Source organism: Alteromonas lipotrueae (assembly GCF_019249255.1).
Lineage (GTDB): Bacteria > Pseudomonadota > Gammaproteobacteria > Enterobacterales > Alteromonadaceae > Alteromonas > Alteromonas lipotrueae.
This window is the reverse complement of sequence record NZ_JAESDJ010000003.1, coordinates 344798-371430: the sequence shown is the minus strand read 5'-3', so window position 1 is coordinate 371430 and position 26633 is coordinate 344798. Positions and strand designations below refer to the sequence as shown.

Annotated in this window: 19 protein-coding genes; 10 read left to right on the top strand and 9 right to left on the bottom strand. The window is 42.9% G+C overall.

Annotation, left to right across the window (positions count from 1 at the left end; genetic code table 11):
* The first annotated feature begins 221 nt into the window (after positions 1–221).
* Positions 222–1226 carry a LysR family transcriptional regulator gene (locus KYS23_RS06855; RefSeq protein ID WP_159533199.1) on the top strand — a complete coding sequence of 335 codons (1005 nt, stop codon included), beginning with the start codon at positions 222–224 and terminating at the stop codon, positions 1224–1226.
* Here KYS23_RS06855 and KYS23_RS06850 read toward each other — a convergent pair.
* The 5 genes from KYS23_RS06850 to KYS23_RS06830 all read right to left on the bottom strand — a co-directional run bounded on the left by KYS23_RS06850 (position 1175) and on the right by KYS23_RS06830 (position 8266).
* Positions 1175–1903, bottom strand: a complete 729-nt coding sequence (locus KYS23_RS06850; protein WP_218397800.1) for an endonuclease/exonuclease/phosphatase family protein — start codon at positions 1901–1903, stop codon at positions 1175–1177. The genes KYS23_RS06855 and KYS23_RS06850 overlap by 52 nt on opposite strands.
* Positions 1891–4092, bottom strand: a complete 2202-nt coding sequence (locus KYS23_RS06845; RefSeq protein ID WP_159533195.1) for a VTT domain-containing protein — start codon at positions 4090–4092, stop codon at positions 1891–1893. The genes KYS23_RS06850 and KYS23_RS06845 overlap by 13 nt, the downstream gene beginning before the upstream one ends.
* A gap of 242 nt (positions 4093–4334) precedes the next feature.
* Positions 4335–5495, bottom strand: a complete 1161-nt coding sequence (locus KYS23_RS06840; protein ID WP_218397798.1) for a GGDEF domain-containing protein — start codon at positions 5493–5495, stop codon at positions 4335–4337.
* A gap of 157 nt (positions 5496–5652) precedes the next feature.
* Positions 5653–7512 carry a monovalent cation:proton antiporter-2 (CPA2) family protein gene (locus KYS23_RS06835; RefSeq protein WP_218418270.1) on the bottom strand — a complete coding sequence of 620 codons (1860 nt, stop codon included), beginning with the start codon at positions 7510–7512 and terminating at the stop codon, positions 5653–5655.
* Positions 7513–7687: 175 nt separating this feature from the next.
* A complete protein-coding gene (locus KYS23_RS06830; protein WP_126872617.1) occupies positions 7688–8266 on the bottom strand; it encodes a porin family protein in 579 nt (192 codons plus the stop codon).
* A gap of 498 nt (positions 8267–8764) precedes the next feature.
* Here KYS23_RS06830 and katG point away from each other — a divergent pair, with 498 nt between their 5' ends.
* A complete protein-coding gene (katG, locus tag KYS23_RS06825) occupies positions 8765–11065 on the top strand; it encodes a catalase/peroxidase HPI (RefSeq protein WP_159533189.1) in 2301 nt (766 codons plus the stop codon).
* Between the two features lie 373 nt (positions 11066–11438).
* A complete protein-coding gene (locus tag KYS23_RS06820; protein WP_218418269.1) occupies positions 11439–11924 on the top strand; it encodes a hypothetical protein in 486 nt (161 codons plus the stop codon).
* Here KYS23_RS06820 and KYS23_RS06815 read toward each other — a convergent pair.
* Both KYS23_RS06815 and KYS23_RS06810 read right to left on the bottom strand, forming a co-directional pair.
* Positions 11921–13246 carry a mechanosensitive ion channel family protein gene (locus tag KYS23_RS06815; RefSeq protein ID WP_159533185.1) on the bottom strand — a complete coding sequence of 442 codons (1326 nt, stop codon included), beginning with the start codon at positions 13244–13246 and terminating at the stop codon, positions 11921–11923. The genes KYS23_RS06820 and KYS23_RS06815 overlap by 4 nt on opposite strands.
* Before the next feature lie 438 nt (positions 13247–13684).
* Complete coding sequence (locus KYS23_RS06810; RefSeq protein ID WP_159533183.1) at positions 13685–14416, bottom strand: FadR/GntR family transcriptional regulator; 732 nt, start codon at positions 14414–14416, stop codon at positions 13685–13687.
* Positions 14417–14873: 457 nt separating this feature from the next.
* On the opposite strand from KYS23_RS06810, the gene KYS23_RS06805 reads away from it, so the two are divergent.
* The 6 genes from KYS23_RS06805 to KYS23_RS06780 all read left to right on the top strand — a co-directional run bounded on the left by KYS23_RS06805 (position 14874) and on the right by KYS23_RS06780 (position 20041).
* Entirely contained in the window at positions 14874–15803 is a 930-nt protein-coding gene (locus KYS23_RS06805; protein ID WP_159533181.1) for a sugar kinase, read from the top strand.
* 29 nt (positions 15804–15832) lie between these two features.
* Positions 15833–16447, top strand: a complete 615-nt coding sequence (gene eda / locus KYS23_RS06800) for a bifunctional 4-hydroxy-2-oxoglutarate aldolase/2-dehydro-3-deoxy-phosphogluconate aldolase (RefSeq protein ID WP_159533179.1) — start codon at positions 15833–15835, stop codon at positions 16445–16447.
* 196 nt (positions 16448–16643) lie between these two features.
* Positions 16644–17840, top strand: a complete 1197-nt coding sequence (locus KYS23_RS06795; protein ID WP_159533177.1) for a TonB-dependent receptor — start codon at positions 16644–16646, stop codon at positions 17838–17840.
* The gene (locus KYS23_RS06790; protein ID WP_218418268.1) at positions 17840–18259 is read left to right on the top strand and encodes a hypothetical protein; all 420 of its coding nucleotides are present in this window, start codon (positions 17840–17842) and stop codon (positions 18257–18259) included. Before KYS23_RS06795 ends, KYS23_RS06790 begins: the two co-directional genes overlap by 1 nt.
* Before the next feature lie 166 nt (positions 18260–18425).
* Positions 18426–19625: a hypothetical protein gene (locus tag KYS23_RS06785; protein WP_218397793.1), complete on the top strand. Its 1200-nt coding sequence runs from the start codon at positions 18426–18428 to the stop codon at positions 19623–19625.
* Complete coding sequence (locus KYS23_RS06780; protein ID WP_246604313.1) at positions 19613–20041, top strand: hypothetical protein; 429 nt, start codon at positions 19613–19615, stop codon at positions 20039–20041. Before KYS23_RS06785 ends, KYS23_RS06780 begins: the two co-directional genes overlap by 13 nt.
* Here the strand turns inward: KYS23_RS06780 and KYS23_RS06775 are convergent.
* A complete protein-coding gene (locus KYS23_RS06775) occupies positions 20038–22113 on the bottom strand; it encodes an EAL domain-containing protein (protein WP_246604312.1) in 2076 nt (691 codons plus the stop codon). The two genes, KYS23_RS06780 and KYS23_RS06775, sit on opposite strands and share 4 nt — an antisense overlap.
* Before the next feature lie 628 nt (positions 22114–22741).
* On the opposite strand from KYS23_RS06775, the gene KYS23_RS06770 reads away from it, so the two are divergent.
* Positions 22742–24109 (top strand): DEAD/DEAH box helicase, encoded by a 1368-nt coding sequence (locus tag KYS23_RS06770; protein ID WP_218397791.1) that lies wholly within the window; start codon positions 22742–22744, stop codon positions 24107–24109.
* A gap of 56 nt (positions 24110–24165) precedes the next feature.
* On the opposite strand, the gene KYS23_RS06765 is transcribed toward KYS23_RS06770, so the two are convergent.
* On the bottom strand, positions 24166–26610 hold the full coding sequence (locus KYS23_RS06765) for an ATP-binding cassette domain-containing protein (RefSeq protein ID WP_218418267.1): 2445 nt from the start codon (positions 26608–26610) through the stop codon (positions 24166–24168).
* Between the last annotated feature and the right edge of the window lie 23 nt (positions 26611–26633).

Here is a 26633-nt window from a genome sequence, read left to right as displayed (position 1 = left end):
AAATTGTTGAGGCTCTATTTAACTTATTGATCTTAATGCTCTTAATTGTTTCAGTTTGCTGATAAAAAAATAAACCCAGCTTTCGGTTTAACTTTATTTTAACAAGTGTTAGTTCAGCTTTACTGGCCTGTGGCATGTAACTTGCTGATTTCAATCTCAATAAAGCGACCTGTGCTTTATGGCGATGTGTTACAAAACTGTCATATTCGGGAAACTAGACATTGAACTCTAAGCAACTTCAGTATTTTTTGACCACAGTACACAAAGGCAGTATTGCAGGTGCAGCACGTGAGCTTGATATCGCTCAACCTGCCATTAGTCAGCAATTGGCAAGCCTCGAAAGAGAGATGGGGGCGCAGTTGTTAAGCCGAACCTTCTCTGGGGTAACGTTAACCCCAGCAGGCGATTTGTTTCTCAGCCATGCCACTAAGCTCATGGATGATATCAATACCGCTAAATCTGAACTGCGAGAGCTAGTGGGGAAAACTGCGGGTACGGTGAAAGTGGGTATGCTTCCGTCTATTGGCAATGTACTTTCTATGCCGCTTATCGCAGAGGTAAAACAAAATCATCCAAAACTGAAACTTGAAATAAGTACCGGCCCTTCCTATTCGGTAAAGGGGTGGTTAGAGGGGCGACAAGTCGATATTGCATTGACCTACGAGCAAGACGTTGACCCAAGGTTTATGACGGTATCTCCGCTGATTCGTGAAAATTTACATTTAGTGATGGCCAATCAAGCAACATCCAGTGAGTACAGCCATCTTGCTGGCAGAGAAAGTATCCCGTTTTGGGCGTTGAGCCAATTCCCTCTGTTATCGCCTGGCAATAAAGACGCATTAGGCAAACTCATCGAACATTATGAAAATGCCACGGGGGTAAGTTTGCAGCATAATTTAGCCTATTCGGGGCAGTTGATGACAGGATTGCGACAAGTTATGCAAGGAGAAGGGGTAATGATATTACCGACTTCGGCCATTTTTCATCTTGAAGAATCGGGCTTGGTTTCTACGTTAAAAATCGTTGAGCCGGAAATGCAGCGTTTGGTGCTGGCTGCGACAAACAAAACTAGCCCATTGAACGAAGCTGTATTAAAAATGCTTAAAGTGATTAAGCGAGTTGTCGCCAGTGAGCAGGCGCTGCAACACTGGCGAGGTTCCTTAGCATTTACTGATCAGTCAGAAATGAAAGGGGTGTTGGCTTCTGGAAGTCTAATGTCGAGTTGAACTGGCAGGTGGTCAGAAAAGACGCTTGCCTTTTTAGATGTCAGCTTTTTGCATTGTGAAACAGTGATGTCATCACTTACCCACACACGATCTAACGAAAAGATAGGAAATTGACTAGGAAAGGTCGGGCCTACCTTTTGTTGATTCAAGAGCTTGTTTAACGATGTGAAAGCCCGTGAAAAGAATTGCCACTCATTGAAGTCCCCTGCTAATACCAATGGCATGGGGTTGGCTTGCATCCTTTGTTCAAGATAATCATGTAACAACGCAAATTGCGAGCGGCGCTCTAGTCGCTTAAGCCCTTTATGCGTGTTAACCACGGTCAGCGGCCCCTTGTCAGTTTGCAACACTACCACTTGTACATTTCTGGGCTGTCGCCCATGCTGGCTCACATCAAAGGTTTCTTGTTCAATAACGTTGCAGCGCGACAGTACAGCGTTGCCATACCATCCGCTTAGCTCATGTAGGGCAGGAGATGACACCAAGTTGTAGACATTTTTAGCACAAATATCATCAATATCTCGCTCAATCGCCCGCTCGGACGGGCGTGTATCCATCTCTTGTAAAAGTACAATGTCGGCACCCGATTCAGCTAGAAATTGCCCAATTCGTTGATAATTTTGTAACTTGTCTCTGCCCAGCCCACTATGAATGTTGTAACTAATTATGCGGCACATTCTTTACTTTCCGATGCTTCATTATCTGATGCACGCTTTTGACGATTTTCCTGATAGTAGCGAGCAAACTTTTGAGAGCCCCATATCATTAAGCCCCAAAGCACGATACCGCCTACTAAATAGCTGATGGTTTCAACTGATGGGTTGCGGAAGATTTGAGTTATAGAGTCACCTACCAGTCCTTTCGCAATCATTGGAGGGAACATGCCAAAGAAGGTACCAATTAGAAACTGGAATAAACCAATTGATGAAATACCCGCAACTAAGTTCACTAAGCTAAAAGGCGCAATAGGCAGCATTCTAATGGCTGCAACGCCCACTATTCCACTTTTTTTCAGTTTCTCATCCAATGCTTCTACCTTAGGACCACCTACCTTTCGAAGGCCTGCATCACCAGAAAGTTTACCAATAGCAAATAAAATAGCGGAGCTTAACAGTGCGCCCATGATGCCATATATTGGGCCCCAAATAGGCCCGAATATAGCGGCAACCGCTAATGACAGCACAGTAACAGGGAAGAAGAGTATACCCCCTACTACGTAAACCAATAATACCGTAGGCAGTGCAAAGTAGGTTCCTCTACTTTTTTCAAGGAACGCATTAATACTCTCACCACTTAACCACGAAATGGATTGGCTCGCCCAGAACATCAGGCCACCGAGCACAGCAATAACGGCTAGCCCCAACATGATCATAATAGTTCTACGTCTTGGGTTACGCGCGGGTAGCGCCCCACCATCAAAAGAAGGCATAGAAATTAAAGGCTCCTCTGGATCTGATAAAGAACGAAATACGTTATTTACCGACTGACTGGTGAAAACTTCATCACGAACTTCGGTTAATACATATCCGTGTGCAATTTGCCCATGGATTAATGCTTCAACAGGATATTCTTCTGCAAACAGTGCAGGCATATCTGAAATGTCTCTGCCAGTATGCTCAGCAAGTAAATCGTTACGAACATTCAAAATTGCCGCTCGGTTTAAGTCACTGTTGCCGCTAAGTACAACGTCAATTTCTGTATCTAACGTCATAGAACGGTTACTTAGGTTAGATGAGCCTATCACTAAGTATTTGTCGTCAACGGTCATTACCTTAGAATGTATGCGCTTGTAGGCTTTTCTGCCTTGTAAGTCTTCGCACGACGAGTAAGTCAACTTTACTCTTTTAGGGGCGATGTCTTTTTCAAGAATAGATTTAAATTCAATACGACTTGCCCAAAAAGCCTCACATTCGAATTTACCTTTTGGCTCATAAGAGCTCACAATAATGACGTGTAAGTCAGGGCGTGCCTTCATACGTTTGTTCAGCGCTTCAGCAATTTCCTGACGAGTAGTAAATTGATTCTCAATGTAGATAAGCGACTCAGCTTGACCGATTAAATCAAGTAGCATGGTGCGTACTTCTTGCGCTGGCTCAACTTCGTCCATAAACGGAATTGTTCTGGCTAGCGCACAGTCAACTTCCTCAAAGATAGGCGGAAAATCTTCTGGCCACGTGTCGGGGATCGGACCATCTAGAGATGTATCGGCTTGCTCTCGAATCTCTACCGGTTCACTTTCGGCAACCCGCAACCATCTCCAACGAACCAGTTTAGAAAAGTCGGCCACTACCGGACCGGAAGATACCATTTGCACGTCGTGTAGCGGGGGGTACTCACCGTCAGGCCCATCTCGTTCTTCTGATACAACGGGGTGATCGCGGGTGTCCCAGCGGTTCGTTGAAATGTCCATGCCGCCAGAGAAAACCAGTTCATCATCAATCACGATAATCTTTTGGTGCTGACTGCCACCCATAGGGATGGTGTCATCAAGCTCGGTTTGCACGTTATCTGGGGTCTTTTCTTCCCACACTTCTTTTGCCCACATTTCTCGTTTTGAGAAAAATGCGAGAGAAGAATCCCAGCGAAGTAGGTATATGTTTAAATCGGGGTTGTTTTCTGCTTTCCATGCAAGTAAATCACTGACAACACTCGGGGCTTCACTGTTTGCTTCGTCATCACCTCTTAAAAGGCGTATACGGCTATCAATGTCCCACCCAATGATAAAAATACTGTGTTTGGCTTTTACAATAGCGCTGTGTAGCGCTTTGTAATAGTTACCACAGTCTATAAGTGGCGCAACAAAATTTGCTTTGCTGCTAACCCAACAGTTTTCACCTGGTTTGAATATATTATTGTTATCAACCATGTCGTCTCCCGAAATCGCTTCCGTGTAATAAAGTAAATATACAAGAGAAGTTGCAGGAAACGTTCCGGGTCAAAGTGGTTTTATGTTTGGACGCTAACTTATTAATAAATCTTGTTTTTAAGACGGTTTGAGTGAAGATTTTTCATTTAGTTGGAATCGGAGAATGTAACTTTTTCATAGGAGTAGGGTAATTGAGGCCTGAAGGGAAGTTGAAGGTAAAGCGCGATAATTCAGCGTAAAGCTTACAGCGAGGCCGTTTTAAGTGGTGACAGCATATAGACTAAACTAGTACCGTCCTGTCGTTTTATGCTGTCTTCATCGAACGGCTCACCTTGTTGCCACGAAAATACAATATCAGAGGAAGGCGCAATACCAATACTGGCAGTAAACATGGGCGCGCTGTCTAGTGTTTGAACATTTTTTGAAAATACTTGTTTTACCAATCTATCAGCAACCACATGAACCGAATCAATGGTGACGCCGCTTAGCATAATCGCAAACTTACTTTCGCTTATTTGCCCCGCTATATCATTTGAGCGGGTAAAATGAATAAGAGATTGACCCACTTGATAACTGGCGCTTTCACCGGCACTTGCGCCGTAGTTATCTACTACGTCTTGGTAGCCATCTATTTCAACTAACAAAATTACGTTTTCATGTTTGTCAGTTTGTTGAAGTTTCCTAATGGCTTGTTGAATAAAGTCGTCACGGGTTAGCACCACCGCGCCCGAGCTTCTAAGTGAACGAGTATAAAGTGATTGAGATACTGGCTCTGTGCTACATCGCATCAGCGATAAAACGATTAATGCAGCGCTTATCACCATCAGCATAGAAGTGAGCTGGAACAGCAACGATAAGTCATCCATACCACCGGTAATAGAATTTACCACCGACACAGTGCCATGTAAGAAAAGCGAAAAAGAGGAGATAAGCAGCAAGCGGCGAAGTAAGGCGCGTTTATCCTCTTTTACTCTATTGTCGTTATATAGCACCCCCTCGCTTAAAAGCACAAGGGCGGCACAAAAAAACATGGCCACAGATTCGGCCAGCGCAGGCATTGTCCACAATGCACATATTCCACTTACCCCTATCCCTAGTACAGGAAGCGCATGGCGGTTAAGTTTGTAGTCTTTGTGCTTCTGAAGTGACTCCAACCCCAAAAATACCTGATGGAAACCCACAACAAATGTAATGAGTCCTAAAATGAAAAAAGAAGAGGGGAGTGAAAGTAGTGTATCGCTAAGACGAGAAATTAAGCTACAGCAAAGCAAACCACTGGCAACTGACCAGTAGCGAAATATTGTCTTTTTCTGATAAACCGTTTTTATCGTGAAGTAGCCGCAAAGTGCCGCACATATCGCGATAGAAACAATAATGCAGGTGGCTAGAAAAAAGTACAACACACAGCCCTTAAGATTAATTCGAGAGAGGATTATACCAAAGTATAAAAAGAGCAATAGGGTACTCATCCTAAGGCTGGTATCGTAAATTAGATAAAGTTATTAATTTTGATACTTTATTGTAGCTATTCTATCGTTGCAGTTTTGCCGATATTCAGTTTCATCCTTCTTTCGCCTCGCTAGCTTCATTAGGAGCACGGGTACTGTCACAGGTATTAAACATATCCTTTGCTTCAGTATCTTGTGCTAATACTTGGGTGAGGTCATCCATCCGCTGTTTAATTGCTACACCATAAGATTGATCGTCGCCCCACAATTCGGCAAGTAAGTTCATTGATTCAACATCATGCTCTCTAAATAACCTTCCTGCGCGCTCAGCATCTACATCATCGTTCCCCAATAATTTTAACGATTCAACCGCAAGTACCAATGCAGAGTCGAAAGTTTCTCGGTTAAAGGTGCCGACTTTCATACGAATAAGTTCATAAGCATGGCGCCTGTCCCTGGCCCGTACCGCCAACTTCAAATTTGGATAGTGTTTACGAGCAATATCGATAATTTCGATTGTTTTGTGTGGATCATCAATGGCAATAACAAGCAGATCGGCAGAATTTGCCCCTGCCGCTTCTAATAATTCTTTTCTCGCTGCGTCGCCGTAGAAGACTTTATTGCCGAATCGTCTTAACAAGTCAATTTGACTAGGGCTGTGATCAAGTACACTTACTTCATAACCTTGGGCTTTCAATAGTCGCCCTATAACTTGTCCGAATCTGCCGTAGCCCGCAATAATCACATGCCGAGAAGCTTCTATTTCCTCTGGTTTATCAAATTCAGGTGCGGATGACTTTTGGAATTTTTGTGCGCGGTCGTAAATCATTAACAGCAACGGGGTAACGACCATGGAAAGCGCTACTACTAAGGTGACAATATTGGCTTCCTCAGAACTTAAAATACTTAACTCTCGCGATAGAGAAAGTAACACGAAAGCAAATTCCCCGCCTTGTGCTAAGGCTAAAGTGAACAATAGTCGTTGACGAGAATTAATCGAAAAGAGATGGGCTAAGCCATAAAGCACTAAACCTTTAATAGCCACAAGACCAACAACTAGCAGTAATATAAGTAAACTGTTCTCAGCTAATAATCCGAAATCAATGGATGCACCAACGGTAACGAAAAATAGCCCTAGTAGCAGCCCTTTGAAGGGCTCAATATCAGCTTCAAGTTCATGTCTGAATTCACTCTCTGCAAGCACCACGCCCGCCAAGAAGGTGCCTAATGCAGGAGAAAGGCCGACGGTCTGCATCAGTAGTGCTATTGCAATCACTAAGAATAGCGCGAAAACCGTGAATATTTCTCGCATATGAGTTTGGGAAATGTACCTGAATATGGGGGTGGAAATGTATTTGCCCGCCAGAATAATGGTAACAATTACGGCAATAGAAATACCCACTTTGCCCATGGCAGACCAATCCGATACCAGTGAGTGGTTAGACCCATCAACAGCACTGGCGGGAAGGAATGAGAGTAGCGGCATAAGTGCCAATATAGGAATAACGGCGATATCTTGAAATAACAGTACCGAGAAACTATTTTGGCCGGCGTCTAATTTTAACCAGCCTTTTTCTTCCAGAGATTGGATAACAATAGCGGTTGAAGAGAGCGCTAGCATCAAGCCAATTGCTAATGCGCTTTGCCAAGCAAGCCCCAATCCATAATAGGTGATGGCAAAGATAGCCCCGGTCGAGAGCAACACTTGTAGTCCACCTAACCCCACGATTGAATGCCTTAACGTCCATAATCGGGAAGGTTGTAACTCCAGGCCAATAAGAAACAGCATCATCACTACCCCAAACTCAGCGAAGTGCATCACTTCGGTTTGGTCACCCACGAGCGATAAAACGAATGGACCAATTAAAATCCCGGCAATGAGATAGCCTAGCACTGAGCCCAAACCCAAGCGTTTAGCAATAGGTACAGCAATTAGCGCAGCACCAAGGTAGATAAGAGCAAGTGTTAGCATAAGGTCTACTGCCGTCTTTTCGTTTATAGGAATGATTTATGCTATCTCAAAAACATGTCGTTAGCTTGACATTCATTAACCTGTTTTGGAGGTAACTGTTTTTAGTAAGGGATGTAAATAAAAATGCGGCGCTGTAAAGCGCCGCATTTAGGGGTAACTCAATTAACTTTGGTATTTAGAATCGATATTCAACACCGATACTTGCCTGCTTCAAATCTGTCTCAAAGTTAGTATCGTCGATATCATCTACGGCTTCTTCCGCATCTAGCTCGGCGTCATACACTGTGTATTCGGCGTTTACCAAAAAGTTTTTAGTGATGGCATAACTTAAACCTGCGCCAACGAAAAGACTTTCGTCGTCATAGTCGCTAGAAACGCCGCCTAGGTTATATTCTGTTTCTGACCACAACTGTCCCGCCTTAGCGTACAGTGAAAAACGGTCTGTTATTGGAAGAATTCCTTTAATCGCCGCCGTGTACCCATCGGTATCCCCGCCAGCAATGTCGTTGCCATAGTCACCGAAGTCGATAAAACTACCTTCTACCGCAACCCACTCGTTGAACTTATAACCAACAAGTCCTTGCCATACATCTTTGTCGTCATCAAAATCGTCTTCACCTTCTACGCGAAGGTATCCGTAGTTACCGCCAACATAGAAACCACTTTCGTCGAGAGAGTAGTCGTTTGACTGAGCAAAACTACCGAATGATGTAAGTGCTGCAATACCTGCAAGTGCTGTAAGTGTGTTTTTCATAATGACATCCTCGTTTTAATTTCCAACGTTCCATTAGCTTCCAATAAGGAAGATCCACGTGAAGATGAAATGCTTCACGTTTGATAACACTGACTATTCAATCGGCGTGCCAGCGTAAAATTGTCTTAAACAAGGGAAATATTGGGAAAGAGTTTCACGGTCTTACTCAGTTTTATGTTCAGGTTGCGCAATTTTTAGCCGCCGATTAAAAGTTGTACGGCATAACTTTCTTACGGTATGAAAAGAGTACATGACCCCTAAAGTGCGTAAACATACCTCAGAGCTCGATTGAGCCAACGTTTTTGAGTATCTGTTTTTGGACAAAATGCCTTAATCAGTATTTCCTATCGTAGTCATTCAATTTTTTAACTGTCTTTTAAGCGACCCTCTAACTATCTTACTTATGTGAATTAATTGTTAATCGCAAATTGCAATGGGTCGGCGAATTGCCGAACTCATGCATTTGCGGGTGTATACACATCTAAATGGGACAAAGACATGAAAATTACCAGGGTACGCAAAGCTACATTAGCGGGTTTGATTTCATTGGCGTTAGGAACGACACATACATTTGCTAACGATGAAATTAGCAAGCCAGCCGGCGCAAAAGGAACAGGCATGGTTCAGCCTTTTCAAGCAAGAACGAATAATTTTTGGTGGCCAGAACAATTAAACTTATCTCAACTTCGTGACCACGACAGTCGCTCAAATCCACTCGGTGACGATTTCGATTATGCAAAAGCATTCTCTTCACTCGATTTAGACCAAGTTAAAGCGGATGTGAATGAACTGCTGACTACTTCGCAAGATTGGTGGCCTGCTGATTATGGAAACTATGGTCCTTTCTTTATCCGACTTTCATGGCACAGTGCAGGTACATATCGTACGTTAGATGGTCGAGGCGGGGGCGATGGCGGTCAAATGCGTTTCGACCCGCTTAATAGCTGGCCTGATAATGCAAGCCTAGATAAAGCGCGCCGACTACTTTGGCCAATAAAGCAAAAGTACGGGAAAGCATTATCATGGGGTGATCTTATGATACTTGCCGGTACGGTAGGTATGGAAAACATGGGCTTTGATACCTATGGTTATGCGGGGGGGCGTACCGACGATTGGGAACCTGATATGGTTTATTGGGGGCCTGAAGTAGAAATGCTCGCTAGCGATCGGGAAGAAAAAGGCGGAGAGTTACAACGTCCATTAGGCGCGACTCACATGGGTTTAATTTACGTTAACCCAGAAGGCCCTAAAGGTGTACCTGATCCTTTGGGTTCAGCGAAGAACATTCGTACCGCGTTTAAGCGTATGGCCATGAATGATGAAGAAACAGTGGCGCTAATTGCTGGTGGGCATACTTTCGGTAAAATGCACGGCGCTCACAAGCCTGCGGACTGTTTAGAAGCAGAACCCGGTGGCGCAGGTGTGGAAGAACAAGGCCTTGGTTGGAAGAACAATTGTGGTAAAGGACATTCTGAAGATACAGTTACCAGTGGTTTAGAAGGTGCTTGGACACAACTTCCAACACGTTGGACTAGTTTATACCTACAAAACTTGCTTGGCTTTGAGTGGAAACAAACTCGCAGCCCTGCAGGCGCTATTCAATGGATACCGACTGATGAGTCGGCGCAAACTGCAGTGCCAGACGCTCATGTAGAAGGGAAGCGACATGCGCCGGTTATGACAACGGCCGATCTAGCGCTTAAGTACGACCCTGAATATCGCAAGATAGCAGAACGCTTCCTTGCTGATCCAAAAGAATATCAAACTGCCTTTGCCAAAGCCTGGTTCAAGCTCACCCATCGAGATATGGGCCCTAAAGCACGTTATCTTGGTAATGATATTCCTGAAGAAAATTTTGTATGGCAAGATCCGGTAACTCATGCTGATCACAAGCTCGTTAGTGATGGCGACGCGAAAAAGTTAAAAGCGACTATTTTAGAGTCGGGCCTTAGCGTACAACAGTTGGTTAAAACAGCCTGGGGCTCGGCGGCAAGTTTTCGAGCATCTGACTACCGAGGTGGTGCAAATGGCGCTCGTATTGCACTTGCACCACAAATGGATTGGTCAGTAAATGAACCTGAAACCGTTAAAGCCGTGATCGCTAAATTAAAAGAGATCCAAAAAGACTTTAATGGCAAAAAGTCATCAAGCCCTAAAATTTCGTTGGCTGACCTAATTGTATTAGCAGGTGGGGCGGCTATTGAAAAAGCGGCTGCCGATGCAGGCGTTGAGATTTCGGTGCCGTTCGTACCAGGGCGAGGTGATGCAACCCAAGCGCAAACTGATGTGAACTCGTTCTCTCTGTTAGAGCCTACGGCTGATGCATTCCGCAACTTTTATAATGCAGATGCAAGCTATCGTTCACCTGCAGAAATGTTGGTAGATAAAGCAGACCAACTAAACTTAACCGTGCCAGAAATGACAGTGTTAATTGGTGGTATGCGTTCATTAGGTGCGAACAATGGCAATAGCACCCATGGTGTTTTCACAAATAATGTGGGTACACTCAATAATGATTTCTTTACTACATTACTTGATATGAATGTGAAGTGGAGAAAAACAGACGACGCCGCTGTTTATGAGGGTATAAACCGTAAAACGGGTGAGGTACTCTACTCAGCTACACCTGTTGATTTAGTGTTTGGTTCAAATAGTGAATTGCGTGCGGTGTCTGAAGTTTACGCTTACGACAACGCGAAAACTAAATTTGTAGAGGATTTTGTAGATGCGTGGACAAAAGTGATGACCCTCGATCGCTTCGATTTACGTCATGACTTAAGCAGCCCATTAAATAAGTAATATTTAAGGCTAACTTACTGAATAAAAACGCGGGCATTGTTTAAGTGCCCGCGTTTTTTCTTGCTAAGAAATAAAAGGAAACACTAAAAGGCGTTAAAAAGATACCCAAGATTAACGCTGCACCTCTCGCCAACTTTCTATACACTGAATAGCTTAAATAAAAAACAATGCGCGCTTTAGCGGTGTCGTAAGTCACCTAAAATTGATTGCATAGTTGTGGTTATGAAAAAATGACAGCCAAAAATGTGAAGACAGAGTAGTAAAGGTTGAGTAGTAACCTCAAAGTAATGACAAAATTCAGTGATTGAGAGCAACTGATGTACCCTAAAAACGCATAAACCATCAAGCATACCTAAGTATTTAACAAATAATCATGGCAACTATACAGCGACAGCTCGTTAACCTAGAAATACTGGCCGAGGATTTGGATTCACTTTCAAGTGAGCAATATGGAGGTGAGCAGCATATTAGGCTAATTGAAGAATATAAAGAAGCGCTTGAGCACTTATCAGTTAGTGCAAAACCAGAAACGGAAAGTGGCTTTAAAAAAAGGCTGGCTACGTCTAGTTTGGCCCACGTTCTAGAAAGCAAGCAGATGATAGGCGTACATCTAAAACTCATTGGTTATGTGCTAACCTTTTGGGATGCAAATCAAAAGGCCAATCAAATTTTAGACAGTAACTTTGGTGAAAATGCCGATAAACGCTTAGAGTTACTTCAAGTAAAAGCCATAAGAGCCAAGTCTCAATTAAAAACGGTGGCTAATGCCATGGGGCAGGCCGATTATCAGAAGTTTATCGACCTGCTAAATTTACGCGATGCTCAATGGCAGTGGGATGTACTACTCTCTCGCTACTAGGGAGTGGTATTACGAATACCAATACCATTTTCGTTAACCACACGCACTTCACGTTGAGGGAAGGGGATTTCAATTTGGTGCTCTCGCAGGGTTTCGAATACGGTTAATAGAAGGTCACCGCCAACGCGATTTTTCCCGTCATCAACGCCATCCATCCAAAACTCAACAAACATATTAACGCCTGAGTCACCAAAACTGTCGATTTCGCAATCAGGCAGTTCTTCAAAGGGTATACCTTCCCCGCTAATGACCTGAGGGTGTTGAGCTACAGCCTCTTTTATAATCTCTACCATTGCTCGAATATCAGTTTTATAAGCGACTGAAAAGTCGATGCGGTAACGCTGTTTGGGATCTTTATGGGTCCAGTTTATTAATAATGAGCTAATAAACTTCTCGTTAGGCACGAGAATATCTTTACCATCGAAGGTTTCCAGTACTGCATAGCGCATTTTAAATTCGCGCACTATACCTTTTTGGCCGTCTTCAAGTTCTACGAAATCACCTACCGTTAGAGACCTATCAAGCAATATGATAATGCCTGATATAAAGTTAGAAGCGATAGATTGCAGCCCCAAACCTAACCCCACGCCCAGCGCACCACCGAATACCGCTAAGGCTGTTAGGTTTATTCCCATTACGTTTAGTAGTAGCAGGAATACAATGCAAAATAAGGCAACTTCAAAGAGCTTGGCGAACACTTCTTTGGTAGACACATCTAGCGTGGTGTGGCTGCGAATAATGTCTTTTCCAAGAGTATTAGATGCTCGACCTAACCAAAACAACAACCCGCCAAAGAGAAATACACGCGTTATTCCATAAGCTGAAATTTCGACATTTCCAATCGATAGTGACATCGATTCCAACGCACCGGTAACAATAGGTAATACGCCGATTAAATGTAAAAATAAAATAGGCAAACCTATCCATCGCATGAAACCTGCGAAAACGGGGTTGTCGATGAATCCTCTGATCAAGGAAGCAACAAATAGCATGACTGCCACTACAACAGCTATTTCAAGTACCCACGCGTCGAACTGAAACTGCTCTCCCAAAACAGTAGTCAGCTTCAGTATGCTGATGGTAATCACGGGAAACAGTGTTCCGCCAAGTTTGAATAGCATGTTGTGTAGTGTATGACTGCCGCTTTGTGGCGTTTCTCGTGTGAACTTAAAAGGCCTTCTAACCTGCCTTGCTAGAATGAAGGCAAGAGCGTATATCACCACAATAAGCATTACTTGAATAAGAAATGTCGAGGTATACACCGATGCTTGTATCAGTGTCCATTTTTCTTGAAGAAAGTCGAAAAACGTATTTAGGATCATTTGATTATAATTCGCAAAACCATGACGAGCAGAATACTCGAAATTATAGACTAAACAATAGCGCGCTTTTTAAACTGTATTTTGCATGCCGTAAAGCAAATCCGTACACCGAATGCGTATTTAAATAAAAGCAATCGAGTAGAAGAAGGTAACGGTATATTCATCTACCGCTTATTGGTAATGTCTATTGGTAATGCGCTTTCTTATTTGTGGTTGACAAAGTGGCGTGATGTTTATATATTTTTAGCTGAAGTTAACGGGTCTAATGCTGACGCGCTAATTTTCAGATACCCGTATTAGTAAAAACAGATTTACTCAAATACAAACTCATACAAGAAAAACAAAAATACTCTGAGTACCCTAGTAAGTAACAGGCTTCGAAAGAAGCCTGTTTTGTTTGTGATTTACGTAAAAACGGTTTTCACCAAGGCCGGTGCTTTATTTACTGAGATGAGAAATTGAATATAAGCCTCTAGTCTCATCTGTTTTCCGTTTAATCTCTTCTAACTCCTTTGCTTCACTTGCATCAAATAACGCATTTATAAGGCGATTAAAATGGCTATGCATTGCTTTACGTGCCGCTGCAGTATCTCTATTAGCGATTGCGTTGAAAATTTCTGTGTGCTCATTTATTCGTTGTTCTACACCTTGAGAGCAAACGTCGTTATAGGCCGCTACTATTTCGGGCGTTGATCGGCGAAGTTCCCATAGGTTTTCAACCGAAAGTTGCACCGCATGGTTATGTGTGGCTTGGGAAATAATATGGTGAAAGCGCTGGTCTGCCTCATCTGCAGTATCTGGGGCGGCCATATCTAATAAGGCCTTTTCAAGCGCAGAAACCTCGTCGTCGCTTATTGTGGATGCGGCAAGTGCAGCCGCTTCTCCTTCAATCAATGCTCTGGCTTGGGTCAGCTCAAAGGCACTAATAGGCTTTGCTGAGTGCTGGGCATTTTTTTGCGCGGTTACATAAACCCCAGACCCCGTTTTTACTTCCACTCGTTCGCGAACTTCCAGCGCGATTATCGCCTCGCGAATAGTAGGGCGGCTCACATTATAGGTCTCCGCAAGCTCTCGTTCAGCTGGCAGTCGGCTCCCTGCTGGACATATACCTTGATCGATTAAGTCTTCGAGTTTTTCTACAATACTCCAGAAAAGCCGGCGAGATTTCATGATTTAACCTTATTTAAATATATTGGTAACGTCGCTGTTACACGGATTGTAGCCTGAAAGTGTGCCTATTCGCAAAGTGCAAGAAATATCCTGGTGCCAATCACGATTATATGCACGAATAAACCTCGAGTTATTTGCTCTTGGTAATAACAAATGCTTTCTATGGTAAAATAAATTGGTTGTATTTGGGCGCTCAATTGGTTAGATTGTGTTTTTCGTGTGACATTTCTTTTACACAAAGCGAAGATCGTAAATGGCTTATATGGCCATGGTTGGCGAGCAAATAGTGAAATCAGTATCGGTTCAGTGTAATTAGGCTAAATAGCGTTGATAATCCCATAAATGTGAGGATTAGGTAAGTGAAATCTATCTGGTACCAACAAGATTTAGCTAGCCCTCGGATTGAACGGCTACTTCGTTGAGTAGACAGTGCATATTAAATTGGAGTCTGTGTAGCATGAGAGTTGGTTTTATTGGCGAATGTATGTCAGAGCTTAGAGAAGCTGAAAACGGCTTACTCTCTCAAGGATTCGCAGGTGACACTTATAATTCAGCTGTTTATATGAAACGTACGTTTCCCCAACATGACGTTTATTACATTAGTGCCGTTGGCAACGATGCGTTAAGTGATGAAATGGTCATGCATGCTGTAAATGAAGGGATAAATCCGCGATTTATAGGCAGGCATGCAGAGAAGCATCTAGGTCTCTACCGCATATATACAGATGATAGTGGTGAACGCTCATTCGTTTATTGGCGTTCGGATTCTGCAGCAAAAAGCATGATGCAAACCCTCGATAGCAACGATATTGCCGCAATGACCGCCTTCGACATGGTGTTGTTTAGTGGAATAAGCTTAGCGATAATAAACGAAGAAGATCTCTCAACGTATTTCTCTTTGTTAGCCCGGTTAAAATCGGCGGGTGTTAAGTTAGTCTTTGATATCAACCACCGCCCCTCGTTGTGGAAAAGTAAAGATGACGCTAAGCGTCTTTATGCAAAAGCTTATGAGTTAGCAGACATTATTCTTCCCGGTATTGAAGACTTCGATTTCTTGTATGGCATAGACACTATTGACGAGACACTGAAATTTTTAAGTGATTACACCTTCGATGAAGTGATTATAAAAAATGGAAGTGACGCTGTTACCGTTATTAATCAGCAGGGCGATATCTCTCAAGTTCCGCTTACGCCAGTTGAGAATGTCGTAGATACAACATCTGCAGGAGATGCCTTCAACGGCGTTTACCTTGGGGCAAGACTAGAAGATTCGTCGCAAAAAGAAGCAGTCGAGAAAGCATCCAAGAGTGCGGGGTTTGTTATCCAGCACAAAGGTGCCATTGTGGATGCCACCGCTTATAGCCTCTTTAGTCAAAATTTAACCTGATCCTTACGCAAAATTACACAGAGAAAATTATGAATTCTATATCTTCAATTATGGGAGAGCAGAAGCTTTTACCTATTATCCAAGTCAATAATGCAGACGACGGTGTAGATATCGCAAAAGCGATGTATGAAGCGAACTTGCGCACGGTAGAAGTCGTACTTCGTTCAGAAAAGTCAGCCGAAGCAATTACAGCGATAAAAGCTGCTCTACCTGAGATGATTGTAAGTGCGGGCACCATTATTGATGAAACATCATTGCAAATTGCTAAAGACGCAGGCGCTGATTTCATTGTGACGCCAGCTGTCACCGAGCGCTTACTCACTGCATTAACAGCCTGTGGTTTACCTGTGTTACCTGGCGTTTCCACTGTTGCTGATATTGTATTAGCAAGAGAGCATGGCTTTCGTGAAATGAAGTTGTTCCCTGCATCTCTATCTGGCGGCGCAGCGTTTTTAAAAGCGGTAGGCGGATTGTTTAAAGATACACGCTTTTGTCCAACCGGCGGTGTGTCAGAAAGTAACTATCAAGATTATTTATCCATGAGCAATATTTTTGCTGTGGGTGGAACTTGGGTAGCAAAGCCTGAGTGGGTTGAGGCGAAAAACTGGCAAGCCATCACACAAGCATGCCTAGACGTTAAATAGCAAAAGAAATCGTCTATTCTACAAATTACTGCCAGAGTGAGGGGATCACTTTTACTTCTGGTAGCTCATCGTGTTCCGTTCTAAATAATTATCTCTTAACTTACTGCCCAAACTGGCGAAAAGTGGATTTTAGATTAATAATCACTAGATGCTTGTGATAGTTAATTTCACACTTGTTTGCTTATAAGGTTTCCCTTTGGTTAGTCGGTTCACATTACTGTTTATAATCGAGAGTTTTATCTCCTTTGGAGCCACCGCCAAAACTTCAAATGATTTACAATTTTCTGGGTTTGCGCGATTGGTTGGCGGTTACTTATCTACCGATGAAGCTAAGTACGAGGGCTATAATAATTCGGTAAGCTTCTCTGAAAAATCCTTAGCAGCACTGCAAGCCGATTATATTATTAATGATTACTTTTCTCTGTCTGGACAATTATTATGGCATAGCGATGAGACGAGAAAATCGGGTGTGGAATGGCTGTATTTAACCTACCAACCTAACGCATCTTGGCAGTTTAACCTTGGGCAAATACGCACACCTTTTTTGAAATATTCTGATGTGATAGACGTTGGTTTCGCTTATCCATGGTTAAATGCGCCGCAGCAACTTTACAGCAGCTACCTGTTTTCCCAGTACAAAGGCGTGAATGCGCGTTACCTAGGTTCATTTAATGAGGTCGCCTTTTCCTTAGAAGCTTACTGGGGGAACTACAGTGATGAAATACACTCCAGCGGAACGGCTTTTGATGTTACTGTCGATGGCATGTATGGTGGAGTAGTAGAAATAAGTTACCGAGGTTTTCAATTTCGAACTGCCACTATACACGCGAACGATACCGACACCGATTTAACCGAGTTGGATCCATTAATTCAAGGCTTACGCGCCGCAGGCTTTCCCGACACCGCAGATATCTTGGATATTGACGGTGGAGCCACCTCTTATCTGTTCGGTATCAGCTACGACTCGCTGAATTGGTTTGCTTCTGCTGAATGGATGTCGGTTAAATCAGACTTAGACATTCTAGGCGGTATCGACAGTTTTTATGTTACTTTTGGTTATTACTTCGATGAAGTGTTAGTACACGCCACCGTGGGCTCATCTCGCCAATCTTTAAACGATATTGAAAACCCGATCCCTGTTGGCATTGCACCGCAACTTGATGCGCTTCATTTCGCTGTGGAGGAAGTAAAAACGTACTTTCCAACGGATGACTTAGACTCATTAACGTTAGGGGCCCGGTGGGATTTTCGAAACGATTTAGCGTTAAAAGCTGAAGTGTCTTTTTTAAAAGGAAAAGAAGGAAAAACATCGTTTTTTGAATTAGATGTCATCGGTTCTGATTTTGACCGGCGAGCCACACTGTATCAGCTAGGCCTAGAGTGGGTGTTTTAATGTCGAAATTTGCCTTCGCTATATTCATCATCTCCTTTATTTTTTGTGCGGTTGCCCAAGAGCGCGAGCGAGTGGTAGTGGTTGCGCATTTAGCTGATCAACCTGTTTCCTTGAGTAAAGGGGAAATCCGCAATATCTTCATGGGGGGAGTATCGGAATCTAATCTTACTCCCGTAGACATTGCGAGCGGCTCCCATATTCGGGTTGTCTTCAACACGTATGTTATAGGGCTACCTGAATCTAGAATTCAGTCTTACTGGGCACAGATGAAGTTCAGCGGTAGGAATAAGCCACCCACCAGTGTTGGTAATGTTGATGAGATGATAAGTTACTTAAATGAAAACGAAGCCAGCATAGGTTATTTACCTGAAGGCGTTGAGCTTCCAGATAGTCTTACTGTTATTTTTATAACAGATTAGTGTTAATCAGCCTCGTATCCAGTGGTTTTGTAGGCTGCATAAATATTTCCTAATACTTAAGTCTGGCTGGTAATTGTTAGCGCTTATGCTATTAATTATGTAACTAAAACAGCAGCTAGCTCATGTGCCACCGTCTGCTATTGATATTTACTGAGTTGTGACCTAGATGCTGAAATATATCACTGCTGCTTTGCTCACCTTAGCCCTTTTTACCCCTTTTGCGATTGCAGATACCCATCGCGATCTAACGTTCTCTGGGTTTGCTAGGGTAGTAGGTGGTCAGCTCTCCACAAGCGAAGCATCTTATGCAAATTACGATAGCTCGTGGAGCTTTTCTGAAGACTCACTTTTCGCACTGCAAGCCGATTATGCTATTAATAACCAGTTTTCAATTTCTGCGCAGGGAATACTCCACACTGGACCAGATAGAGATTCAGGATTAGATTGGCTTTATATTACTTATCAACCTTCATCATCGTGGCAGTTCAACGCTGGGCGACTTCGGATACCTGTACTTAAATATTCTGATGTTATCGATGTGGGGTTTTCTTACCCTTGGCTAAATGCACCCGAGCAAGTTTACAGCCGACGGCTTTTCTATTCGGGTTACGAAGGCGTGAACGTAAGACACAAAACACAATTTAAAAACGTTGGATTTGATATTGAGGGTTATTGGGGAAATTTCGATGGCGAACTTTTCTCCGGCCAAGAAGGGTTTGATGTTGATATCAATGATATTTACGGTGCGGTACTTTCTCTGACTTATGATGGCTTTAGCTTTCGTTCTTCTTTTATGAGAGTGACAGAAGTTGTAGATAATAGCGTGCTAATCGACCAATTAGTTGGGGGGCTTACTTCGGCTGGCTTTGATGAACTCGCAGCAAAATTTAGATTGGACGACGGCGTATCCGTTTACGTATTTGGCGCAGGCTATACATCGTTAGATTGGTTTATTAGCGCAGAATCTATGTCGGTAGATTCTGATCTCGATGTATTATCTGGTATCGACAGCTACTACCTTACTATAGGGCATTATTATAACTCGCTGCTATTCCACGCAACGATAGCAACATCACGACAAGACGAGAACAGTATTGAAAATACCATCCCATTAGGTGTCAGTCCGCTATTAGACCTATTATCAACATCGGTTGATTCTATTAACGCTTTATTTCCCACTGATGACTTAGATTCTTTAACCTTTGGTGTTCGTTGGGATCACAGTACCAATCTTGCATTCAAAGCAGAGGTTTCGTTTTTGAAGGGTAAAGAGGGCAAAACATCGTTGTTTTATGTCCCTCCAGAGAATGCTGATTTTGATAGGCGGGCAAGTCTTTATCAGGTGGGATTAGAATGGGTATTTTAATGCGATATTTACCCTTATTCATGTGCCTATCTTGTTTAGCGTTTCCGCAGTTAGTGCACGCTCGTGAACGTGTTTGGGTGGTCGCTAATTTAGGAGAGCCATCGCTTCAGTTGAGTAAAAGCGAAATACGTAATGTGTTTATGGGAGGCGCTACGAATGGGCTTTCACCAGTAGAATTCGAGCCAGGCTCCTATATTCGAAAAGTCTTTAATACTCGGGTTATTGGATTACCTGAAGCACGTATTCAATCTTTCTGGGCGCAAATGCGATTCAGTGGGCGTAGTATTCCGCCTTCGAATGTTAGTAATATTGAAGAAATGGTCACTTTTCTCATAGAGCATAAATTAAGTGTTGGCTATTTACCCGAGGGAACCGTTATTCCCAAGGGACTAACCGTGGTGTATGTATCAATTTAATTTACTAGGTGTAACAAAGCTCGTTCTTCTTGCGAAAACAAAGCGTCAAGAGGGATTGGTTTACTGTATAAAAAACCTTGCAATATGTTGCAACCATTCTCGGTTAAAAAAGCGGATTGCTCATGGGTTTCGATACCCTCAGCACACACATTTAAATTAAGGTTTTTTGCCATTTCGATAATAGTGATAGTGATAAGCTCAGATCGTTTAGAAATGCCAATTTGACTGACAAATTGACGGTCTATTTTAAGTGTGTCGATGTTAAACTCTGTAATGTAACTTAATGATGAATAACCGGTTCCAAAGTCGTCTAAAGATATCTTACACCCTTCTTTTTTGAGTTCGGCTAAAAAGGCGTTTGCGATAGAGAAATTATTCATATAGGCCGATTCGGTGATTTCAAATTCCACGTTATTCTTGGGGATCCCACCAGATCGTAAACCCTCTAAGATAAATTCAGTCACATAAACGTTTTTTAGATCGTAAGCAGAAAGGTTGATTGAAACCCTAATATCTTCGCCATAGTGTTCTGTAATATGGGGTATTTCTATACAAGCTTGGACTATCACCCAAAGCGTGATTTCAGAAATTCTGTCGCTTTGCTCAGCGATGGGTATAAACTCTGCTGGTGAAACATTTCCAAGCTCATTATCAAACCAGCGCAACAAGGCCTCAAAACCTACTACGTTACCTTGGCCGTTGACTTTAGCTTGATAAACCAAATGGAATTCATTGTTCTCGATAGCTTTAGGAAGGTGAGTAGCCACCTGAATTTTGCGCCTAGTTGCCTCCTGCATCGATTCGGTAAACCAAACGTAACGACCTTTACCCTCGTTTTTCGCTTTGTACATAGCCACATCAGCGTTTGTCACTAACGTGGACGCGGCGTAATCACTGTCGGTAGCGAGGGCAATACCTATGCTAACGCTAGGATCCACTCGCCAACCATCAATATGATGCAACTTGGTTATTTTACTGATGAGCCGCTTCGCTATTGCTTCTAATTGTGAATTCGTAGGGTTACCCACTAGAATAATAAGAAATTCATCGCCGCCGAGACGACCCACTATGTCGCCATCACGCATGGCATCAGAAATTTCAGAGGAAATGCCGCAAAGTAGTTTGTCACCAGCGTCGTGACCATAAGAGTCATTAACTTGCTTAAACCCATCCAAATCGAGAAACATAAGCGCGACTTGCGATTTTTCTCTTTTAGCTCGAGCCAATTCAATTGATAAGCTCTTCATTAAATATTGCCTGTTGGGTAACCCTGTTAACGTATCGAAGTTGGCAAGCTTCTCCATTTGAGATTGCTGCCTTTCAAGTAACAGTGTTTTACGCTTATTAATATCTATTTGATTCTTTATGTGTAGCATCATGCTATTAAAACCGCGTCCAAGTGAAGCAATTTCATATTTGCCTTCTTCCGACACTTTTACGTCGTAGTTTGCTTCTTTTTCCACTTTTTTCATTTTCGCAATTAATGATGTCAGTGGTGTGAGCAAACGTCTTTGTAAGCGCACCGTAGTAATGACTGTGATGAGAAGCAAAATGATGACGACCGGCGTGACGAGCCCAATAAATTTCCATCGGTTTTCGGCAAGCGGATGTTGAATGTCGTAGGATAGAACGAGCTTTCCTATGGGAAGATCCACTTCACCTATCGTTTTAATAACAAAGATGTTGTTATTGATGGTGTGAAAGCCATTATCTAAATGAAGGTAGTCAACTTCGTTAATGATTGGGACCGGTGCTGACTCATTATCGATAATTGGGTTACCCACATAATGATTGACCAATTCATCGTATTCATTGTAAATACGAGCAAACTCAACGTATTCGTATTTGTCTAACCTTAGCAGCACTTGGGTTTGGTCAAAGCTTCCTGCGCTGTAATTAATGACGGGCAATAAATCGACCGCCATATTTTCAGCCAGTGCATCAAACTGGTAGGCAACAAAATCTTGATACAAGGTTTCGTAAACACGAATAGACAAAGCCATTATCAATACACTGATAATCGCAACAGAAGCTATAGATGTAAGTGCAATGTCAGAACGAAGACTTTTCAATTAAGAAACCCAAGTTAATTAAAAATGCCTAATGTCGTTTGATGCCTAGGGCGTGTTGACCTCTGCAACAATGTGCAGAGGTCAACACGCCCGAGTTATTCTTTATTAGTAAACGACAATGTGAAGGCATATAACGATTAGTATAATACTGGTTAATTGGTTTCGCTGGCGAAACGATTGTTAACCGCAGTGTTGGCACTAATGCGATAGTTAATAATAGGTTGTTTTGCGCACAATTATGTCGTTTTCTCAAATTATTTCAATTAGACACAAGAGTAGTTTTCCATATAAGGTTTCTAGCAGATTTATCGGTAGCGTAGAGCAATGAGTGCTGCAATATGAAAGATAAAATCACCGATACGCTTTTTCTACCTTCGTTGCATATTAACTTAACGGTCGAGGTTAAAAATTAACCTAGCGAGTAAGGTCAAACAGTGGTAGTATGCGCCCGCATTTTGTAGGTACTATTTTAATTTGATAATTGTTTCTGCTTTTATGATTACTATTGCAAGTCCCTCTCGCGTTTCACATTACGAACTTTACCGTTTTACACCTGCTTCAGACTGATAACCCTTCAGCGCAGACCGGTTACGTTGCGTAACCTAATTTTTATTTCCAGGAGTTATCCATGTCTTTTTCTCAGTTGGGCCTAGCTGCCCCGCTACTACAAGCTATTGAAAAACAGGGCTATACAACGCCTTCGCCAATTCAGCAGCAAGCTATTCCCATTATTCTTGAAGGCAAAGACATACTGGCAGCAGCGCAAACAGGTACAGGTAAAACCGCGGGCTTTTCTTTGCCTTTGCTCCACCGTTTATTGGATGGCAGACCCGCGGCATCAAATTGTGTTCGCGCACTTATTTTAACGCCAACCCGTGAACTTGCGGCGCAGGTGGAAGAAAACGTAAAATCGTTTAGCGAATTTTTGCCACTTAAAACTGCAGTGGTTTTCGGTGGTGTGGGTATTAACCCGCAAATGAAAGCCTTACGATCAGGTGTTGATGTGCTTATCGCCACCCCAGGTCGCTTGCTTGATCTATACCAACAAAACGCAGTTAAGTTCAGCCAACTCGAAACCTTGGTGTTAGATGAAGCCGATAGAATGCTAGACATGGGCTTCATCCATGACATAAAGCGTATTCTTAAATTGTTGCCAGCTAAGCGTCAAACCTTATTGTTCTCTGCGACTTTCTCGTCTGAAATAACCACGTTAGCGCAAACGATTACTAACAATCCTGAGAAAGTGTCTACGGCACCTGCTAATACTACCGTTGAAACGGTTCAGCAGCATTTAGTGCCTATCGACAAGTCTAAAAAAACAGCGGCCTTAATTAGCCTAATTAAGCAAAATGGTTGGAAGCAGGTGCTAGTGTTTAGCAGAACTAAACATGGCGCTAACCGTATTGCAGACAAACTGAGCAGAGCGCGTATTCCTAGTGCAGCAATACACGGCAATAAAAGCCAAGGTGCGCGTACTAAGGCGCTGTCTGAGTTTAAAAGTGGCGAAATTGATGTACTAGTAGCGACTGATATCGCAGCCCGTGGTATCGATATTAACGAGCTTCCTATCGTTATTAATATCGACTTGCCAAACACGCCCGCTGACTACGTTCACCGTATTGGTAGAACGGGCAGAGCAGGAGCGAGCGGTCAAGCTTGGTCTTTTGTTAGTGTTGATGAACTAGACCAACTTAAAGATATTGAAACCCTTATTCAACAACTGCTTCCTCGTCAAGTTATTGAAGGCTTTGAGCCTCAAGCTAAAGTACCTGAAACCACATTGTCAGCGCCTAAGAAACCAAACAAGCCTAAGCGCCCACGTCAATCTCAAGGTGGTAACGGCAATAGCCAAGGCGACAGACCCGCGCGTCGCTCTGGTAGCCGAAACGGACCTCGTGGTCAGGGTAGACCGGGTGGTTCTGGCAAACCGGGAGGCTCAGGTCGCTCTAACGCTGGTAAACCTAGCTCGCGCAGAGCACCAACCAGTAAAGCATAGTGACTTTGTAGCAGCAGGTAACATTACCTGCTGCTAGTTAGCGGTACACAAACGGTTCAAATAAATCGTTTGTCTTTACTACGAAGTGCGAGTAACAACCCGCCAAACGCGAGCACGTTTATTAGCGTAATAGCGATAAGCACACCAGTAAAACTCTCTGGAAACAAGCTCACCATTTCAGTATTGTCATTGTATAAATTAAGTTGCTGCATTGCGCCTTGGGTGGCAAATTCTGTTGCATCACCTTTGTTTGTGGCTGCGGGTGGATTGAATACCCGCACCATAACTGAAGCGGGTATGTCCGCTTTTTCATTCGTCCACTTTTCCAGCTCTCTGGCTGCACCATCCTGAATATGCGCAAACCCTTCAGTTCCCCATCTACCTAACGTAAGGTAACTGAGCAGAACTTTTATATTATTGTCTAGCGGCGCAATAATTCCCGCCAGCATGATTTGCGGCATAAGGGCAATAGGTACAAAAGTCATGACCTTTTCAGTGGTGGTAAATACTGCGGATAGAAAGAGGCCAAATAAGGTGGCTGAAACCGACAATAACAGCATAAACAGCGCTGTTGCGCTAACACTCCAAAGTTGTACTTCACTAGCATCCCAATTCACGTTGCGATACGCAAGATGAGTTATAGCGATAAATATAGTCACTTGAATACAAGCGATAAATGACAGTACCGTTAGCTTAGACGCAATATAATTGAAGATATTTAGGTTATACATGCGCTCCCGTTCGTAGATGGGGAGCTCAGAGACTATTTCTTTAGCTGCATTACTTACCCCAAACCAAACCGCAGATACTGCCATCATAAACATCACGCTCACTTGAAGTTTACTAAATATAAAAACGAGTAGCCCACCAATAATGAGTGGTTGCGCGAGTAACAAAAGCAAATTTGCGTGGTCATTGAGCTTAATATTGAAATAACGAACTGAGAGCCAAAAAAACTGGCCCAAGAGAGCAGTGTTTGATTTCTTCGCGAGTACTTCTTGCTTTACTTCGAGGGCAGACGCAGGATTTTGGCGAACCCAATGTTGATACCACTGTTGGCCTTCTTCTGGGTTTTTCATCATGGAATACACTTCAATAATATTGTCTTTTTCGAAGTGGTTTAGAAGCTGCTTCTTATCACCATAATACGTTTGATAACCTCCTTTTGATAGAAAGATAACTTGATCAACATAGTCTAAATCGGAGGGTTTATGGGTGACCATGATAACGGTTTGCCCCTTGCTCACTAACCGTCTAATACAGGATAGGAAATCTTCAATCGTCTCTGGATCTAAAGGAGAGGTGGGCTCATCCAAAAATAATATTTTAGGGTCATTGAGCAGTTCTACCGCAATAGATACCCGTTTTCTCTGCCCCCCCGATAAATCACTGACCTTACTTTTTCTTATGGCATCGCTATCTAAGTTTAGACTTGCCAATACCATGCTTATTTTATCTTTGATTTCCCGTTTTGTTACATCGTCGGAAATGCGCAATTTGGCGGCGTAAAACAGGGTTCTTTGGACGCTTAATTCCCCGTGAACAATATCGTCTTGCGGCACATAGCCAATATATTTTTTGAGCGTGTTGTAATTACTATTATTTAGCTTTAACCCCTGTACAGTAATAGCCCCAGAGGTTACAGGGTTGGCACCGTTTAAGCCCTTCAATAAGGTTGATTTTCCACAGCCAGAGGGGCCCATCAAGGCAATAAATTGCTTACTCGGAATTTTTAAGCTCATGGTATTTAGGCCAACGAAGCCACGGGCATACACTTTTTCTATGTTATCTGCCACGATAGCGTATTCAAGTTCAACTCTACCGCTTTCAATAGCAAAGGTAGTGGTTCCAATGGTAATTTCATCAGTAGTGGAGATACTCACTGAGCCACTAATTTTTTCACCATTTACGAACGTACCGTTGGTGGTATCAAGGTCTTTTAATGTTATCTGGCCATCACTGAACGTGAGTAAAGCGTGCTTTCGTGATGCCTGAAGGGAGTCGATAACGTAATTGCAGTCGAAAGAGCGACCAATGAGTACTTGCCCACGGGTTAATAGTAATTGATGAAGTTCGTTATTTTCAGAGCCACTATGAGTGATGGGCCCAAGGTGAGGCTGGAACGTTGTTGGTGAAACCTGTGGTGCTGAAGAATTAGCGTGTGAGGTTGAAGAGGCTAAAGTTGAAGAGCATAGCTCGACATGGATGCTGCCATTCGCTAATAAAATCGTACTAGGAAGCTGAACTTCATAAGGTTGACCGCCTACTAGTGTTAAGTCGCCGATGATGCTGCCGTTGGAACTATTATTATCGGTAACAAAAACGCGCCCATCGAGGTAGCGAATAACTAAATGCTGACGGGAGAGTAGTTCGGCATTAACGCTGGCGAAGCAAGTGTCGGAACGACCTATATCGTAGTCCCCATTTTGAGATAAGATAAATTCTGATTCTATGCCTCTAAAAGACACTATTTTAACGCTGACTGCTTGTGATCCTGCCATTTTATTCTCTTTTTAAAATATAG